General features: G+C 59.0%; 14 protein-coding genes. 12 read left to right on the forward strand and 2 right to left on the reverse strand.

Features of this window, described 5'->3' with window-relative positions; translation table 11 throughout:
* Positions 1-281 precede the first annotated feature (281 nt).
* The 4 genes from D1159_RS01325 (at position 282) to D1159_RS01340 (ending at position 4,355) form a co-directional block, all read left to right on the forward strand.
* The gene (locus tag D1159_RS01325; protein WP_161843900.1) at positions 282-1,415 is read left to right on the forward strand and encodes an ABC transporter ATP-binding protein; all 1,134 of its coding nucleotides are present in this window, start codon (positions 282-284) and stop codon (positions 1,413-1,415) included.
* Entirely contained in the window at positions 1,405-2,253 is an 849-nt protein-coding gene (locus D1159_RS01330; RefSeq protein WP_161843901.1) for an ABC transporter permease, read from the forward strand. Before D1159_RS01325 ends, D1159_RS01330 begins: the two co-directional genes overlap by 11 nt.
* Positions 2,250-3,107 (forward strand): ABC transporter permease, encoded by an 858-nt coding sequence (locus D1159_RS01335; protein WP_161843902.1) that lies wholly within the window; start codon positions 2,250-2,252, stop codon positions 3,105-3,107. Before D1159_RS01330 ends, D1159_RS01335 begins: the two co-directional genes overlap by 4 nt.
* A 174-nt stretch (positions 3,108-3,281) precedes the next feature.
* Positions 3,282-4,355, forward strand: a complete 1,074-nt coding sequence (locus D1159_RS01340; protein WP_161843903.1) for a spermidine/putrescine ABC transporter substrate-binding protein — start codon at positions 3,282-3,284, stop codon at positions 4,353-4,355.
* A gap of 212 nt (positions 4,356-4,567) precedes the next feature.
* Here the strand turns inward: D1159_RS01340 and D1159_RS01345 are convergent, their stop codons facing one another.
* Both D1159_RS01345 and D1159_RS19955 read right to left on the reverse strand, forming a co-directional pair.
* The gene (locus D1159_RS01345; RefSeq protein ID WP_161843904.1) at positions 4,568-4,777 is read right to left on the reverse strand and encodes a hypothetical protein; all 210 of its coding nucleotides are present in this window, start codon (positions 4,775-4,777) and stop codon (positions 4,568-4,570) included.
* 370 nt (positions 4,778-5,147) lie between these two features.
* Entirely contained in the window at positions 5,148-5,306 is a 159-nt protein-coding gene (locus tag D1159_RS19955; RefSeq protein WP_279279985.1) for a phage major tail tube protein, read from the reverse strand.
* A gap of 495 nt (positions 5,307-5,801) precedes the next feature.
* Between D1159_RS19955 and D1159_RS01360 the strand changes: the two genes are divergently transcribed.
* The 8 genes from D1159_RS01360 (at position 5,802) to D1159_RS01395 (ending at position 15,837) form a co-directional block, all read left to right on the forward strand.
* Positions 5,802-7,454, forward strand: coding sequence for a methyl-accepting chemotaxis protein (locus tag D1159_RS01360; RefSeq protein ID WP_161843907.1), 1,653 nt, complete (start codon positions 5,802-5,804; stop codon positions 7,452-7,454).
* 223 nt (positions 7,455-7,677) lie between these two features.
* A complete protein-coding gene (locus tag D1159_RS01365) occupies positions 7,678-8,841 on the forward strand; it encodes a MalY/PatB family protein (RefSeq protein ID WP_161843908.1) in 1,164 nt (387 codons plus the stop codon).
* Between the two features lie 243 nt (positions 8,842-9,084).
* On the forward strand, positions 9,085-10,722 hold the full coding sequence (locus D1159_RS01370) for an ABC transporter substrate-binding protein (protein WP_161843909.1): 1,638 nt from the start codon (positions 9,085-9,087) through the stop codon (positions 10,720-10,722).
* An 88-nt stretch (positions 10,723-10,810) separates the two neighbouring features.
* Complete coding sequence (locus D1159_RS01375) at positions 10,811-11,758, forward strand: ABC transporter permease (protein ID WP_161843910.1); 948 nt, start codon at positions 10,811-10,813, stop codon at positions 11,756-11,758.
* Positions 11,759-11,774: 16 nt separating this feature from the next.
* On the forward strand, positions 11,775-12,710 hold the full coding sequence (locus D1159_RS01380; protein ID WP_161843911.1) for an ABC transporter permease: 936 nt from the start codon (positions 11,775-11,777) through the stop codon (positions 12,708-12,710).
* Between the two features lie 9 nt (positions 12,711-12,719).
* Positions 12,720-13,853, forward strand: a complete 1,134-nt coding sequence (locus D1159_RS01385; RefSeq protein ID WP_161843912.1) for a M20 family metallopeptidase — start codon at positions 12,720-12,722, stop codon at positions 13,851-13,853.
* Positions 13,850-14,881 (forward strand): ABC transporter ATP-binding protein, encoded by a 1,032-nt coding sequence (locus tag D1159_RS01390; protein WP_161843913.1) that lies wholly within the window; start codon positions 13,850-13,852, stop codon positions 14,879-14,881. The genes D1159_RS01385 and D1159_RS01390 overlap by 4 nt, the downstream gene beginning before the upstream one ends.
* Positions 14,875-15,837 carry an oligopeptide/dipeptide ABC transporter ATP-binding protein gene (locus tag D1159_RS01395; RefSeq protein WP_161843914.1) on the forward strand — a complete coding sequence of 321 codons (963 nt, stop codon included), beginning with the start codon at positions 14,875-14,877 and terminating at the stop codon, positions 15,835-15,837. Before D1159_RS01390 ends, D1159_RS01395 begins: the two co-directional genes overlap by 7 nt.
* Positions 15,838-15,854 lie beyond the last annotated feature (17 nt).

Below are 15,854 nucleotides of genomic sequence, written 5' to 3' on the forward strand. Positions count from 1 at the left end.
GCTGTGATGGTGTGTTCCCCAGACATACACGCTGCCGGGGAACACAAACTGAATTTTGCCCGCGCCTGCGGGCGCGGAGGCTGCGAGGCATTTCAACACGTCCAGGCCCGCCCGGTGCTTCCGGGCGGGCCTGGACAGATTTTTAGCCCAGAGCGAAAAAATTACAAATCTTATTGACATTTTGGACAGAAAACGATATAGTGATGTCGAAGAGAGGGCGTACCCAACCGCCAGGAGTGGGTGCGCCTTTTGTCTACCTTTCATGAAATGGGGGAGGATACATGGCAAAGGAGCTGATCCGCCTGTCAGACTGCGTTATGAAGTTTGACGACGACATCATCTTAGATCACATCAATCTTTACATCAATAACAAGGAATTTTTAACTCTGTTGGGTCCAAGCGGCTGTGGAAAGACGACAACCCTGCGCATCATCGGCGGGTTCCAGACACCCACCTCCGGCGATGTTTTCTTCGATGGCAAGCGTATCAACGACGTGCCGCCCCACAAGCGGAAAATCAACACGGTGTTCCAGAAGTACGCCCTGTTTACCCATATGAATATTTTTGAGAACGTGGCCTTCGGCCTGCGCATCGCCAAGGTGCCGTGGGATGAGCTGAAGCAGCGGGTGGAGGAGGCCTTGGCTCTGGTGAACCTGGCCGGCTACGGAAAGCGCTCGGTGGACTCCCTGTCCGGCGGGCAGCAGCAGCGCGTGGCCATCGCCCGGGCCATCGTCAACCGGCCTCAGGTCCTGCTGCTGGACGAGCCCTTGGGCGCGCTGGATCTGAAGCTGCGCAAGGATATGCAGGTGGAGCTTAAACGCATTCAGCAGCAGGTAGGCATCACGTTTATCTATGTCACCCACGACCAGGAGGAGGCGCTCACCATGAGCGACACCATCGTGGTTATGAACCAGGGACGCATTCAGCAGATTGGTACCCCCACAGATATCTATAATGAGCCGAAAAACGCTTTTGTGGCGGATTTTATCGGCGAGTCCAATATCATCGACGGCGTCATGCTGTCCGACGGCGTAGTGCGGATGTACGGAAAGAAGTTCCAGTGTCTGGACAGCGGCTTTTCTCCTAACGAGCCGGTGGACGTGGTCATCCGGCCGGAAGATATCGACATTGTGTCCCCGGATCAGGGGCAGATCCACGGGGTAGTCACAGAGGTTACCTTTAAGGGGGTCCACTATGATATTATTGTGGACTTCAAGGGCTTCAAATGGCTGATCCAGACCAGCGACTACTCCCCGGTGGGGGCCTATATCGGGGTGAAAATCGATCCGGACGGCTTCCACATTATGAAAAAATCCCAGTACTCCGGACAGTTCGGCGACTACAGCTCCTACAGCGCCGAGTATGACGAGCTCAACGAGGAGCCCGGTGAACAGGAGGCGGGAGATGAAGAATAGGCGCAACCGGATTCTGGCGGCGCCCTATGTGGGCTGGATGGCAGTTTTTGTGGTGATCCCCCTGTTTCTGGTGGTGCTGTACGCCTTCGGCTTTGACAGCAAAGAGGGATTCACCCTGGGCAATTTCACCCAGATCCACCAGTATGCGGGGATTTTTGCCAACTCCTTTGTCCTGGCTTTGTTCGCCACCGCCATCTGCCTGCTGCTGGGCTACCCTGCGGCCTATTTTCTGGCCCGGGAGGTCCCAGCGGTGCGCAGGCTGGCCACCATTATCATCATGCTGCCCATGTGGATGAATTTCCTGCTGCGCACCTATTCCTGGATGTCCTTGCTGGAGAATACGGGACTCATCAACCGCTTTCTTAGGGCCATTCACTTTTTTGACCTGTTTGGCCCGGAAAAGGGTTATTTTACAATGATTAACACCCCCGGCGCTGTGGTGCTGGGCATGGTGTACAACTTCCTGCCCTTTATGATCCTCCCCATCTTCTCAGTCATCGACAAGATCGACAACCGGGTGATAGAGGCCGCCCAGGATCTGGGGGCGGACAGCGTTACTGTTTTCAGCCGGATTATCTTCCCTCTCAGCCTGCCGGGGGTGCTGTCCGGGATTACCATGGTGTTCATCCCGTCGGTGTCCACCTTCGTCATCTCCAAGCTGCTGGGGGGCGGCAAGACTATCCTGCTGGGGGATCTGATTGATATGCAGTTCTACGGCTCCACCTATAACCCCCACCTGGGGTCGGCCATCTCTCTGGTGATGATGGTGCTGGTGATGGCGGCTATGGCGCTGATGAACCGCTTTGGCGCGGGAGAAGAGGAGGCGATGCTGTTTTGAAGCAGAGACGGATTGGCAGCCGCGTTTTTAACCTTCTCATTCTGCTCTTCTTATATGCGCCGATTTTCGTGCTCATCGCTTTCTCCTTCAACGCCACCAAGAGCCGGTCGGTGTGGGCGGGCTTCTCCCTGCAGTGGTACGAGAAGCTCTTCTCCGACTCCCGGATTCTGGACGCCCTGTGGACCACCCTGCTGGTGTCGGTGCTGGCGGCGGCGCTGGCCACAGTGCTGGGCACCATGGCGGCCATCGGGTTTTACAGTATGCGCCGGCGGATGCGGGGGGTGTGCATGACCATCAACAACATCCCCATGACAAATGCGGATATTATCACCGGGGTCTCTTTGATGCTGCTGTTCTCCTTCGCCATTGTCAGCTTTAACGCCACCCTGGGGCAGCTGCTGGGGATTACCTTTCGCATGGGCTTTGCCACACTGCTGCTGGCCCACATTACCTTCAACGTCCCCTACGTGATTCTCTCGGTGATGCCCAAGCTGCGCCAGCTGGACCCCAATGTCTATGAGGCGGCCCAGGACCTGGGCGCCACCGGCTGGCAGGCATTCTGGAAGGTCATCCTTCCGGAGATTATGCCGGGGGTGGTCAACGGCGCCCTGATTGCCTTTACCATGTCCATTGACGATTTCGTAATCAGCTACTTCACAGCGGGATCGCGGGTGAGCACACTGTCCATGGAGATCTATTCCATGGCCCGCAAGCGTATCAGCCCGGAGATCAACGCCCTGTCCACGCTGCTCTTTGTGTCCGTCCTGCTGCTGCTGGTAATCATCAACATCCGCCAGTTCCGGCAGGAGAAGGCGAAAGCCAGGAAAGATGCGGTGCTGCGGAGCAATCCGTAAGCGCCTGTTCCACATCTCAAGGCGCGCCGGAAGATACAAAGCAGGCGCGAAGGGCGAGCCGGCAGCGGCCTGTGTTCCGGCTGGGGATCCAATAGCTGGCAGTTGGGGAATGCCTGGTGTATTTTCCCGCTGCTGACTATATATTACCATTCCGAAAGGGGATAAAGAAAGAAATTGAAACAGTTTCTCGCACTGACATTGACCGCCGTCACGCTGGGGGGCCTCTTCACGGGCTGCTCTGGTACCGCATCCAGACCCGGGGGAGAGCCCGGAGGGAAGGGTGAGGTCAATGTGTTCAACTGGGGAGAGTACATTGACGAGTCCCTGCTTGAAACCTTCGAGGAACAGACGGGAATCAAGGTCAACTACAAGACCTTCCCCGACAACGAGACCCTATATTCCACCCTTCAGAGCAGCATGGGGGAATATGATGTAATCATTCCCTCGGACTATATGATCGCCCGCATGATTGACGAGGAAATGCTGGAGAGGATCGACCTCAATAACATTCCAAACTATGAGAAGATTAGCGACAGCTATAAGCATCTGGACTACGACCCCGGCAACGAGTACTCCGTGCCCTACACCTGGGGAACCGTGGGCCTGATCTACAATACCACCATGGTCAGCGAGGCCCCCACCAGCTGGAAGGCCCTGTGGGACGAGCAGTACAAGGGGCAGATCCTGATGTTTGACAACTCCCGGGACTGTATCGGCATTGCCCTGAAAGTGCTGGGGTACTCCTTTAATACCACAGATGAGGCCCAGATCAAAGAGGCAGTGGATCTGCTGATTGAACAGGCTCCCTTGGTGCAAGCCTACGTGATGGACCAGATCTTTGACAAGCTGGAGGTGGGGGAGGCCGCCATGGGCCCCTACTACGCTGGCGATGCCATTACCATGATGGAGAGCAACCCGGACCTGGCCTTTGTTCTGCCGGAGGAGGGGGCAAACCTGTTTGTGGACGCCATGTGCATCCCCAAGGGCGCCCCGAATAAGGAGAACGCGGAGGCCTTTATCAACTTCATGTGCTCGGACGAGGCCGCTGTGGCCAACTGCGAGTACATCGGCTACTCCACCCCCTCCGACTCCGCCCGGGAGAAGCTGGAACCGGAGCTGGCCCAGAACCCCATCGCCTATCCGGATGAGGAGACCCTGAGCCGGTGTGAAACCTTCATCAACCTGCCGGAGGAGATTCTGAAGCTGTATGACTCCGAGTGGCTCCGCCTCAAGGGCGCGGGAGGTTAATTCTGCGCCTGCATAGAAGCGGCCCCAGACTGCCGGCAGAACCGGCAGTCTGGGGCTGTCTGCGAATCGTTTTAACCGTGGGATAACCGGGGAGGATATGCTGCCGGAGCTTGCGCAGGGGCCTGGAGTCTGTTTGAAACCTGGCAATATGCCAGGCGGCGAGGAATTTTTTCGTCTGGCAAGTGGTTTTGACGCAGGAATCCTGACGGATTTCAAGAAAAAACCGTGCCGCTCAGGCGGAAAAAGGCCCGTACTTTGGGCGTGTTGACGGTTTTCAAACAGACTCTAGAATTTTTCTGCATTGAACCCTTGATATTTTCGATTTCTTCCATGAGCCAGTCCGCCGTCACCCCCAGCACCGATCCCAGCGCTCGCCTCCTATCCGCATCACCTCCCTTCTCAGGGAAGTGGCCAACCGCCATTATGCAACAGCGCCCTGCCACCTTTCATCGAATTTTGCTGCCCCTTTGGGGGGCGGCTTTTCTTATGCCTTCGGGGCCTTCAGCGCCGCCAGGCCGCTTCTTCCTGGCTGCATTACGGAGGGAAAGGATCTGGCCAATGCCATTTTCATGGCGGGGGACGCGGTTTCTATGTGGTTGTGGTATGCGGAAGAGCAGCGAAAAGATATCCCCGCCCCCGCACAGCCCCCTGCGGTAACAGCCCCAGAGTTTGCCAACTATGTGTATGCGGATACAGAGGAATACCGCAGAAAGAACAGCAGCCGCGCTGAAAGAACGCCTGGGCGTTCAGTAATGGCAGGCGCCTCCCCTTTTCAGGGACGGCGCCTGTGCGCTATTTCCCCAGCGCTTTCCTGACCTCCGCCATGTAGTCCACGCCCGGGATCACGTACTTCATCTTGCGCTTGTCCATCTCCCACAGCTGCTCGCCGTTGCGGTAGGCGGCAAAGTAGTACACTACCGCTTGTAGATGGACACCCGGATCTTGTCCCAGGTCTTATTTCTCGCCGTCAGCTCCCTTCAATTCGTTTGCGTTGCAGCCGTCCTAAAGGGAGCTCCAGCATGGGCGGCCATCTGGTAGGCTGCGATACGGTTGTCATAGAGGTCCCAGAGCATACACGGCTACACATTCTCCGGCAGCCATGAAAATCTCGGCATCTTTTTGTCAGTATATGAAAACGCCTGGAACCGCACAGTACCAGGTATTTTTGGGTGCTGAGAAACATATTTTTGTTTATCGTGCTTCCGCCGTATCCCCTCTTTGAATTTTCGCCTGTGAAGCTGCCGGACGGCATCATTTTGTTTCCCAGCCAATCATATTCCTTTGTCTGCAAAATAAACTCTCATTTTACTCTTGTCAATTATGTGGGAAGGGAGTATAATTGATTATCAAGCGGGTGCTTTTAGCCTCTGATTGCCGCGTGTGACGCCGGTTTGACGCCCGCGCTTTTCTCGTCCGGCAATCAATATTGGAAAAGGATGTGCGTTTATGCGTAAGAGCATCAAAAAAATGGTTATGATCCGGGTGGTTGCCGCATTTATCTCCATGCTTCTGTTCAGCTTTGTGACTACTTACAACATCTTCCACATTGAAGGCATCCAGGCCGACAACACCCAGGTCAACACCCTGCTGGATCGGGCCCAGACCGCTGTAGCCGCCCACTACCGCTGGGTCTCCGGCCTGAGCAACGCTCTGTACGCAGGCGCGGAATTTACCGGCAGCATCGATCCCACCACCTGTGTGCTGGGTCAGTGGCTCTACGGCGACCCAGGCACTACAGACAGCACCATTCTCTCTCTTTCCAAGCAGCTGGAACCCCTGCACAAAGAACTCCATGAGTCCGCCTCTTACGTTCTGGACCTGCTGAATACCGATCCTGACCAGGCCCACGCCTACTATCAGAATACCATTCAGTCCAACCTGTCCACGCTGGTGGGACTGCTAGATCAGGTTGTGGAGCGGGGCAGTACCCTCAATGAGGCCAGCAACGCCCAGATGGAGCGTACGATCACCTTTATGCACCTCACCTGCGGCATCTGCCTAGTGATCAACCTTGGCTGTCTGGTCAGCTTGGTGCAGTATGTGCTTCGCCGGATTGTCAAGCCCATTATCCAGATTGACCAGTGCAGCCGGCCCCTTCAGGAGGGTCAGCTGGATCTCCGCTTCCCCCCCGCCGGCAACGACGAGCTGGGCGACCTGTGCAACACCCTGAAGAACTCCATGGCGCTGATAAATACTTACGTGACCGATATCACCCACATTACGGACCAGCTGGCCCACGGCAATTTCGATGTTCACACCTCCGCTTCCTATATCGGCGTGTTCCGCTCCATTGAAGAGGCCATCGACAACCTCACCTCCAACCTGTCCACCGCCTTGGGCGAGATTGGTCAGGTGGAGCGCCGGATCTCCAGCGACGCCGAGCAGCTGTCCAACAGCTCCCAGGCCCTGGCCCAAGGCGCCACGGAGCAGGCCAGCGCCATTGAGGAGATGTACGCCATGCTGGACGACCTCTCCAAGGGCACAGAGCAGAATGTAAAGACCGCCCACAACGTCCAGGAGAACGCCCGCCTCACCGGCGAGCGGGTTACGCTCAGCAGCGATCAAATGAAACAGATGGTCGCCGCCATGTCTGACATCACCAATGCCTCTCAGGAGATTGGCCGTATTATCGCTACCATTGAGAACATCGCTTTCCAGACCAATATTCTGGCCCTGAATGCCGCGGTAGAGGCCGCCCGGGCCGGCAGCGCCGGCAAGGGCTTCGCCGTGGTGGCGGACGAGGTGCGCAGCTTGGCCTCCCAGTCTGATCAGGCGGCCAAGGCAACCAAAGAGCTTATCGAGAACTCCGTCTCCGCCACCCAGCGGGGCAACGACATTGTGGGCGAGGTGTCCCTCACCCTGGAGAAGACGCTGGAGCTGGTCATGCGCTCCAACAGCGACATCCAGGTCATTGCCGAGGTGGTCCAGAAGGAGGCCAGCTCCATCTCCCAGGTCACCGAGGGCATCGGCCAGATCTCCTCTGTGGTCCAGACCAACTCCGCCAGCAGCGAGGAGGCTGCCGCCGTCAGCACTGAGCTCTTTGACCAGGTCCGCATGCTCCAGGAGCAGACCCGTAAATTCCACCTCAAGCATAACTAACGGTTGTTTTTGTCTAAAAAGGGCCCGTCGGGAACAAAAAAGTTTCCGGCGGGCCCTTTTTGTGTCTTTTGTCAAAATATAGAGAAACGCCTCATCTACTTCATTAAATATTTTAAATAAAAATAATAGACTCGATTCATTGACTTTATAAATCCTCACACTCTATAATAGACTGGAAAGACCGCTTTCGCTTTTTTATCCAGATTTGAGAGGGGTATCGACTGTGGAGTATGGGTTTGACAAGAGCATCGACCGCCGGGGGAGCTGTAGCGTAAAATGGGACGCGGCCGACCGGGCCTTTCAGGGCCAGGATCTGCTGCCCATGTGGATTGCGGATATGGACTTCCCCGCGGCGCCCGGCATTCTCAAGGCGCTGCACCAGCGAGTGGACCAGGGGGTCTTCGGCTACGGAACCCTGTCCCAGGCATACTACGAGGCGGTCATCCGCTGGATGGCCCGCCGCCACCACACCACTGTGGAACGGGACTGGATTGTCTTCACTCCCGGGGTGGTCACAGCGCTGAATTTCGCCGTTCAGGCTGTCACTCAGCCTGGGGATGAGGTGCTGGTCCCCTGCCCGGTCTACGGTCCCTTTTACCACGCGGTGGAGGACTGGGACCGCCGGATGGTCCCCTGCCCCCTGAAGGAAGAGGACCTCTACTATACCTTTGATTTTGACGCCATGGAGCAGCGGATTACTCCCGCCACCCGCGCCCTGCTCCTCTGCTCCCCCCACAACCCGGTGGGCCGGGTGTGGAGCCGGGCGGAGCTGGAGCAGCTGGCGGCCTTCTGCCTGGAGCATAATCTGACGGTAATCGCCGACGAGATCCACAGCGATCTGGTCTTCCGCACCCATACCAACTTTTTGACGGTCTCCCCGGAGATGGCAAAGAAAACTATCCTGTGTACCGCCCCCAGCAAGACCTTCAATCTGGCCGGCCTCCAGTGCTCCAACATCATCATCCCCAACGAGGAGTTGCGGGGCCGCTACCGTGCCCTTGTGGCCAAGCACCACGCCTTTTCCTCCAATTCCTTTGCCCAGGCCGCTTTGCTGGGGGCCTACAATGACTCGGAGGACTGGCTGGACGCCCTCATTTCCTATCTGGAGGGCAATATGGATCGGTTCTGCTCCACAATCGCCGCACAGTTCCCCAAGCTGAAGGTGCGCAAGCCGGAGGGAACCTATCTGGCTTGGGTGGACTGCTCCGGTCTAGGCCTTGCGCCGGAGGAGCGCAAACGCTTTTTTGTGGAGCAGTGCCGGCTGGCTCTCAATGACGGCGCCGCTTTTGGCGCCGGAGGCGAACACTTTGTTCGGATCAACCTGGCCTGTCCCAGGTCTACCGTAGAGGAGTGTCTCCGCAGACTCAAAGCAGGCTGCGGTTCTTAGGGCCTAGATTCACAACCGGGGGCGCTGGATTGCCGTGGGATTTTGCTGTCCCGCAAGGCAAAAAAGTGCAGGAATGCTTTGTACATTTCAAAATTTTCTGCCGCCGCGGGGCGGCAAAGGACCCGGCCAGACGGTGTCCAACGGTTATAAATCCAGGTTCTTAGAACCTGTTCAACATCTCCCTGTATACCCTGAGAGATGCAACAGGCTCTTACAACAGACACAAAGATATGGAGGTATAGAATGAAAAAGATCACATCCATGGCCTTGGCGCTGCTGACTGCCGGCGCCCTTCTGTCCGGGTGCGGCACGCCGGCCAGCAACACCCCGCCCGCCGACACCACTTCCCCCGCGCCCAGCAGCACCCCTGCACCCAGCACCGCCCCCGAGGCCAGTACCCCTCCCACCGGAGGCGAGCGCGTTGACGGCGGTACGCTGATCATGTGCGAACCCTCTGATATCTCCAGCCTCAACATTATCTATGAAACCGGCGACGAGGGCATGACCATGCTCAAGCCCGTCTATGATCCCCTGTACATCGTGGCTAAGGACGAGGTGCGCTACTATCTGGCGGAGAGCCGCACCGTCAGCGACGACGGCCTCGCCATTACTGTCAAGCTCCGGGAGAACCTGAAGTGGCACGACGGCGAACCCATCACCACTGACGATATCCTGTGGAACTTTGAGATGCGCATGAACCCGGACAACAAGTCCTCCGGCGGTACCAAAGTCAATGGCGAGCCGGTGACTGTCACCGCCCAGGACGACTATACCTTTACCGTCCAGCTCCCCTCTGTCTCCGCCGCCTATGACGCCACCCTGGGCGGGCTGAAGTTCCTTCCCAAGCACGTCTATGAGAGCACCCCCGTCCTGTCCGGCGCGGATATCAACTCCACCAGCGGCGTAGGATCCGGGCCCTTCAAGGTCAAGCAGTGGAACAAGGGCGAGAGCTTGGTGCTGGAGCGCTTTGATGACTACTATCGTGGACCTGCCAGCCTGGAGAGCGTGGTCTTTAAGATCATCCCCAACGCCAGCGCGGAGGAGATCGCCTTCCAGAACGGCGAGCTGTCCGTTATGCGCCTGACTACCCAGGACAAGCTGGAGAAATACTCCAATGACCCCAACTATCAGGTCTACACCCTCACCGAAGGCCGCATTAACTACATGGGCTTCAACTCCAACAGCCCCCTGACCAGCGATCCCAAGGTGCGCCAGGCCATCTGCCTCGCCCTGAATGTGGACGAGATCATCGCCGGCGCCTATGGCTCCAGCGATCTCGCCCCCGCCGCCAAGACCGTGTTCTGCCCATCTAACTTCTACTACACCGACGTGCCTGGCTACAGCCAGGATCTGGAACAGGCCAAGCAGCTCATCGCCGAGGCCGGCGTGGAGGGGGAGACCTTCCGCCTGGTCTACAACTCCAGCCGTGAGAATATGGAGAACTGCGCCCTGATGATTCAGCAGCAGCTCAAGGCCGTAGGCCTGAATGTGGAGATCCAGGGCTATGAGACCCAGGGCTTCTTTGAGGTCTTCTTCTATACCGACGCCGGCGACTGGGAGCTGGGCCTCAACGGCTACTCCACCAACGGAGACAACCAGGGCGACGAGTATATGTTCAGCTCTGAGGGCTTCCTGTCCAAGAACATCTGCACCACCGACGAGATCGCCCAGCTTTGGAACCAGGGCGACGCCACCAACGACCCCGCCCAGCGCACGGAAATCTACAAGCAGATCCAGGAGCAGATCCGGGACGTGTACACCATGTTCCCCCTCACCTCCCCCAACTTTGTCATCGCGGTGGACAAGCGCCTCCAGGGCGTGGATGCCATCGACATGGTGCCCATCTTTGAGGACTACCTTAACCTCTATATGACCAACTGATTCCAATCACTGCAAATCTCCGATGATCCTTCAGCGGGGGGCGGGCCAGCCCGCCCCCCTTTGTTTTTGATTGCGAGGGTTCGTTCCTATGGGAAAATATATCTTAAAGCGCCTGCTCATTCTCATCCCGGTGCTGCTGCTGGTATCTGTGTTCTCCTTTCTCATTGTCCATTTTGCCCCCGGCGACCCCCTCAATATGTACATGCGCCCCGACATGACCCAGGAGGAGCTGGACACCCTCCGCGTCAGCCTGGGGCTGGACGGCACCATTGTGGACCAGTATATCGGCTGGCTGGGCAACGTCCTCCACGGCAACCTGGGCAACTCTGTCATCACCAGCCAGAGCGTGTCCGGCCGGATGATGGAGGTGCTGCCCAACACCGTTCTGCTTATGGGCACCTCCATGCTGCTGTCCTTTCTGGTGGCCATCCCCCTGGGGCTGGCGGCGGGTCTGAACAAAAACCGCCTGCCGGACCAGATTATCAGCTTTTTCTCCTACATCGGCATCTCTATCCCTTCCTTCTGGTTTGGGCTGCTGCTCATCATCCTGTTCTCCCTGATCCTCAAGCTGCTGCCCAGCAGCGGCATCCACTCCATCGGGGAGACCGGGCTTGTGGATCTGATCCGCCATCTGATTATGCCCAGTATTGTGTTAAGCGTGGGTAATGTGGCCGTCTTCACCCGGTATATCCGCTCCAACACCATCTCTCAGCTGGAGGAGGAGTACGTCCTCACCGCAAAGGCCAAGGGCGTGGGAAAGCGCGGCATCCTCTACGGCCATGTGCTGAAAAACTGCCTGCTGCCGATCATCACCCTGGCCGGGATGCGCTTTGCCAGCCTAGTCACAGGCTCCTTTATTGTGGAGTCAGTCTTCGGATGGCCCGGAATGGGGATGTTAGGCATGAGTGCCATCAACAACCGGGACTACCCCATGATCATGGGCTTTACCATGCTGTCCTGCCTGCTGCTGATCATCGGCAATCTGCTGGCGGACCTGCTCTACTGCGTCTGTGACCCCCGCATTAAGGCACAATGAAAGGAGGCAGGCCATAATGCAGTCCCAAAACGCCGCGAAATCCTATACTCCCATCGACCCCGCCCGGTTCCGCCGGGTGGAACAGCAGCCTATCCCCGCAGGAGTCTCTTATGAGCGGGGGGCCTTCTATCACATTCTGGCTAGTTTGAGACAAAATAAACTGGCTGTTATCTGCCTTGTCTTGCTGGCGATCATTACGATTGCCTCTCTGCTGGCCCCTCTGTCCCCCTATGACCCGGATACCTACGATCTGATGAACAAGCTGGCTCCCCCCTCCCCGCAGCATCTCTTCGGCACTGACGAGCTGGGCCGGGACTACTTCACCCGGGCCCTGTACGGCGGCCGGGTGTCTCTGGCGGTGGGCTTTTTCTCCATGCTGGTCTCCGTCACCTTGGGCACCATCATCGGCACGGTGAGCGGCTATCTGGGCGGCGTGGTGGACATGGTGCTGATGCGCATTCTGGATATTGTCATGTCCGTGCCCACCTTTTTGCTCATTATCATTATCAACGCCTACCTGAAGCCTGGCCTGTCCACCATGATCTTTATCATCGCCATCTTTGCCTGGATGAGCGTGGCCCGGGTGGTCCGGGCGGAGACCATGAGCCTGAAGGAGCGGGACTTTGTCCTGGCCGCAAAAAATCTGGGCACCAGCCATCTGGTCATCCTCTTCCGCCACATCATCCCCAATATGAGCTCCTCCATTATCGTTGCGGCCAGCCTGTCCATCGCCTCCGCCATTTTGACCGAGTCCTCTCTGAGCTTTCTGGGCTTTGGTGTGCGCCTGCCCACCTCCTCCTGGGGCTCCATGCTGCAAAGCGCCCAGGGGCAGATTCTCTATAATCCCCTGCTGGCGGTCTTCCCCGGCCTGCTGATTCTCATCACCGTGCTCAGCTTCAACGTTTTGGGGGATATCCTCCGCAATGCCCTGGAACCCAAACTGGTCAAGTGAGGTGTCATAATGAACGATGAAACCCTGCAAGCCTACGTAACCGAGCTCCGCCGGGCCTTTCACCGCCGGCCGGAGCTGGGACTAAAGGAATTTGAAACCAGCCGCCGGGTGAAAGAGGAGCTGTCCGCCCGTTCCATCCCCTTCCGCGCCGTGGGCGAGACCGGCGTGGTGGCGGAGCTGGCCGGAAACCGGCCCGGCCCTACCGTGGTCCTCCGGGCGGACATGGACGCCCTGCCCATTCAGGAGGAAACCGGCCTGCCCTACGCCTCTCAGTGCCCCGGCGTGATGCACGCCTGCGGACACGACGCTCATACCGCCATGCTCCTGGGCGCCGCAGCCCTGCTGGCGGAGGAGGGCGGGAATTTTCCCGGCGCCGTCCGGCTGGTTTTTGAGCCGGCGGAGGAGTTCGCCGGAGCGGGGCGGGCCCTGCTGGACGCCGGGGTGCTGGAGGGGACGGACACCGTCTTCGCCCTCCACGTGGCCCCCAACCTGCCTAAAGGCAGCGTGAACATCCAGCCCGGGGTGCGTATGTGCGGCTGCGGCTTCTTCTCCGCCGCGGTACACGGCGCCGGAGGACACGGCTCCGCGCCCCACACTGGAGTGGACGTGATTCCCGCCGCTGCCGCCATGGTGTCCGCCCTTCAGACGGTTATCAGCCGGGAGGTCCCCCCCGGTGAGCACGCCGTTATCTCTGTGGGCACCTTCCACGCCGGCACCGCCGCCAACATTATCGCTGACGAGGCCAAGCTCACCGGCACCATCCGCTACCACAACCCAGAGTTAAAGGACATGCTCCCCCAGGCGGTAGAGCGGATCCTCCGGGGGACGGCGGCGGCTTTCCGAGTGGAGCTGGAGCTGCGCTGCGGCATGGGCCTGCCTCCGGTGGTCAACGACTCCCGCTGCTGCGCCGTGGCCCAGCGGGCCGCCCAGGGCCTGCTTACCTGTCAGACCCTCCCTATCGGTACCGGATCGGATGATTTCGCTTTTTATACCCAACAGCTCCCCGGCGTCTATGCCTTTCTGGGTACTGGCGGGGATCGGCCCATCCATCACCCTGGTTTTACCATTGATGAAGCCGCCCTGGCCTCCGGCGCCAGACTCTATGCCAAATACGCCCTGGAATACACAGGAGGGTACCAATGAGTGACCAGCCGCTGTTAGAAGTCAAAGATTTAAAGGTCTCCTTTCATACCTACGCCGGGCAGGTGCAGGCGGTGCGGGGGCTCTCCTTCTCCCTCAGCGCGGGGGAGACCCTGGCCGTGGTGGGGGAGTCCGGCTGCGGAAAGTCCGTCAGCGCCAAGGCACTGATGGGCCTGCTCTCCTGCCCCCCCTGCGAGATCAAGCCCGCCAGCCAGATTCTCTACCAGGGGAAAAACGTGCTCCAGTTTCAGGAGGCGGAGTGGTCCGCTTTCCGGGGCAAGGAGTGCTCCATGATCTTTCAGGACGCCCTGGCCGCCCTCAACCCCACCCTCGCCGTAGGGCGGCAGATTGAGGAAAACCTCATCGTCCACCATCTGGCCAGCCGCTCCGCCGCCCGGAAAAAGGCGGTGGAGATGCTGGCCCTGGTGGGCATCCCCCAGCCGGAGCGCCGGGCCAGACAGTACCCGCATCAGTTCTCCGGCGGAATGCGCCAGCGGGTGATGATCGCCATCGCTCTGGCCTGCGATCCCAAAATTCTCATTGCTGACGAGCCCACCACCGCCCTGGATGTGACCATCCAGGCCCAGATCATCGATCTCATCAAGGCACTTCAGGGCAAGCTGAACACCGCGGTGCTCCTGATCACCCACGATCTGGGGGTGGTGGCCGACATTGCCCACCGCATTCTGGTGGTATACGCCGGGCGCATTGTAGAGCAGGGCAGCCGGGACGAGATCTTTTACAGCCACCGGCACCCCTACACCTGGTCCCTGCTGCGCTCCGTCCCCCGGCTGGACCTGACTCAGAAGGAGGAGCTGGTGTCCATTGAGGGCACGCCCCCCGACCTCATCGACCCGCCCGCCGGCTGTCCCTTTGCCGGGCGCTGCCGGTGGTGCATGGAGATCTGCCGGGAAGAGGAGCCGCCGGAGGTCCAGTTCTCCCCCGGCCATAGCTGCCGCTGCTGGCTCCACCACCCGGACGCCCCAGACTGGCAGACGCCTTTTCAGAGAGGGGATGGTGTGCTGTGTTAGAACCAAAAGAGCTGTCTTTGGAAGTCACTGAGCTAAAAAAATATTTCCGGGTGGGGGGCGGTACCCTCAAGGCGGTGGACGGGGTCTCCTTCTCCATCGCCCGGGGGGAGACCCTGGGCCTGGTGGGGGAGTCCGGCTGCGGCAAGACCACCTGCGGCCGCACCTGCGTGGGCCTGTACCCCAAGACCGCCGGACAGGTGCGCTACCGGGGGCAGGATGTCCACAGGCTGCGGGGGAGCGCCCGCAAGGCCTTCACCAAGCAGGTGCAGACCATCTTTCAGGACCCCTACGCCTCTTTGGATCCCCGCCTTACCGTCACTGACATCATCGCGGAGGGAATCAAGAACCACAATCTCTGTCCCGGCGCCAAGGAACGGCGGGAGCGGGTCTTTGACCTGCTGGAGCAGGTGGGCCTCAACCGGGAACACGCCAGCCGCTACATCCACGAGTTCTCCGGCGGACAGCGCCAGCGCATCGGCATCGCCAGGGCTCTGGCGGTGGATCCGGAATTCATCATGTGCGACGAGCCCATCTCCGCCCTGGATGTGTCTATCCAGGCCCAGATTGTCAACCTGCTCATCCGCCTCCAGCGGGAGCGGGACCTGACCTACCTGTTCATCGCCCACGACCTGTCCATGGTCAAGCACATCTCCGACCGGATCGCCGTCATGTACTTAGGCGTTATGGTGGAGCTCACCTCTTCGGAGGAGCTCTACACCCACCCGGCCCATCCCTACACCAAAGCCCTCCTCTCCGCCATCCCCATCCCCGACCCCAAGGTGGAGGAGCGCCGGGTGCGCACCGTGCTGGAGGGAGATGTGCCCAGCCCCATCAATCCCCCCCAGGGCTGCCGCTTCTGCGGCCGCTGCGCCATGGCCACGGACCGCTGCGCCCAGGAGCGCCCCCAGCTGCGGGAGATCTCCCCCGGCCATCTCGCCGCCTGTCACCTCATATAATGGTTCATGGAAACAAT

Source organism: Pseudoflavonifractor sp. 524-17 (assembly GCF_009935845.1).
GTDB lineage: Bacteria > Bacillota > Clostridia > Oscillospirales > Oscillospiraceae > Pseudoflavonifractor_A.

What these genes read in the sequence shown, in the direction of transcription:
- D1159_RS01375 (WP_161843910.1), top strand. Translation starts at nt 10,811, where the DNA reads ATGGGAAAATATATCTTAAAGCGCCTGCTCATTCTCATCCCGGTGCTG.
- D1159_RS01345 (WP_161843904.1), bottom strand. Translation starts at nt 4,777, where the DNA reads ATGGCGGTTGGCCACTTCCCTGAGAAGGGAGGTGATGCGGATAGGAGG.
- D1159_RS01380 (WP_161843911.1), top strand. Translation starts at nt 11,775, where the DNA reads ATGCAGTCCCAAAACGCCGCGAAATCCTATACTCCCATCGACCCCGCC.
- D1159_RS01390 (WP_161843913.1), top strand. Translation starts at nt 13,850, where the DNA reads ATGAGTGACCAGCCGCTGTTAGAAGTCAAAGATTTAAAGGTCTCCTTT.
- D1159_RS01330 (WP_161843901.1), top strand. Translation starts at nt 1,405, where the DNA reads ATGAAGAATAGGCGCAACCGGATTCTGGCGGCGCCCTATGTGGGCTGG.
- D1159_RS01360 (WP_161843907.1), top strand. Translation starts at nt 5,802, where the DNA reads ATGCGTAAGAGCATCAAAAAAATGGTTATGATCCGGGTGGTTGCCGCA.
- D1159_RS01325 (WP_161843900.1), top strand. Translation starts at nt 282, where the DNA reads ATGGCAAAGGAGCTGATCCGCCTGTCAGACTGCGTTATGAAGTTTGAC.
- D1159_RS01370 (WP_161843909.1), top strand. Translation starts at nt 9,085, where the DNA reads ATGAAAAAGATCACATCCATGGCCTTGGCGCTGCTGACTGCCGGCGCC.
- D1159_RS01385 (WP_161843912.1), top strand. Translation starts at nt 12,720, where the DNA reads ATGAACGATGAAACCCTGCAAGCCTACGTAACCGAGCTCCGCCGGGCC.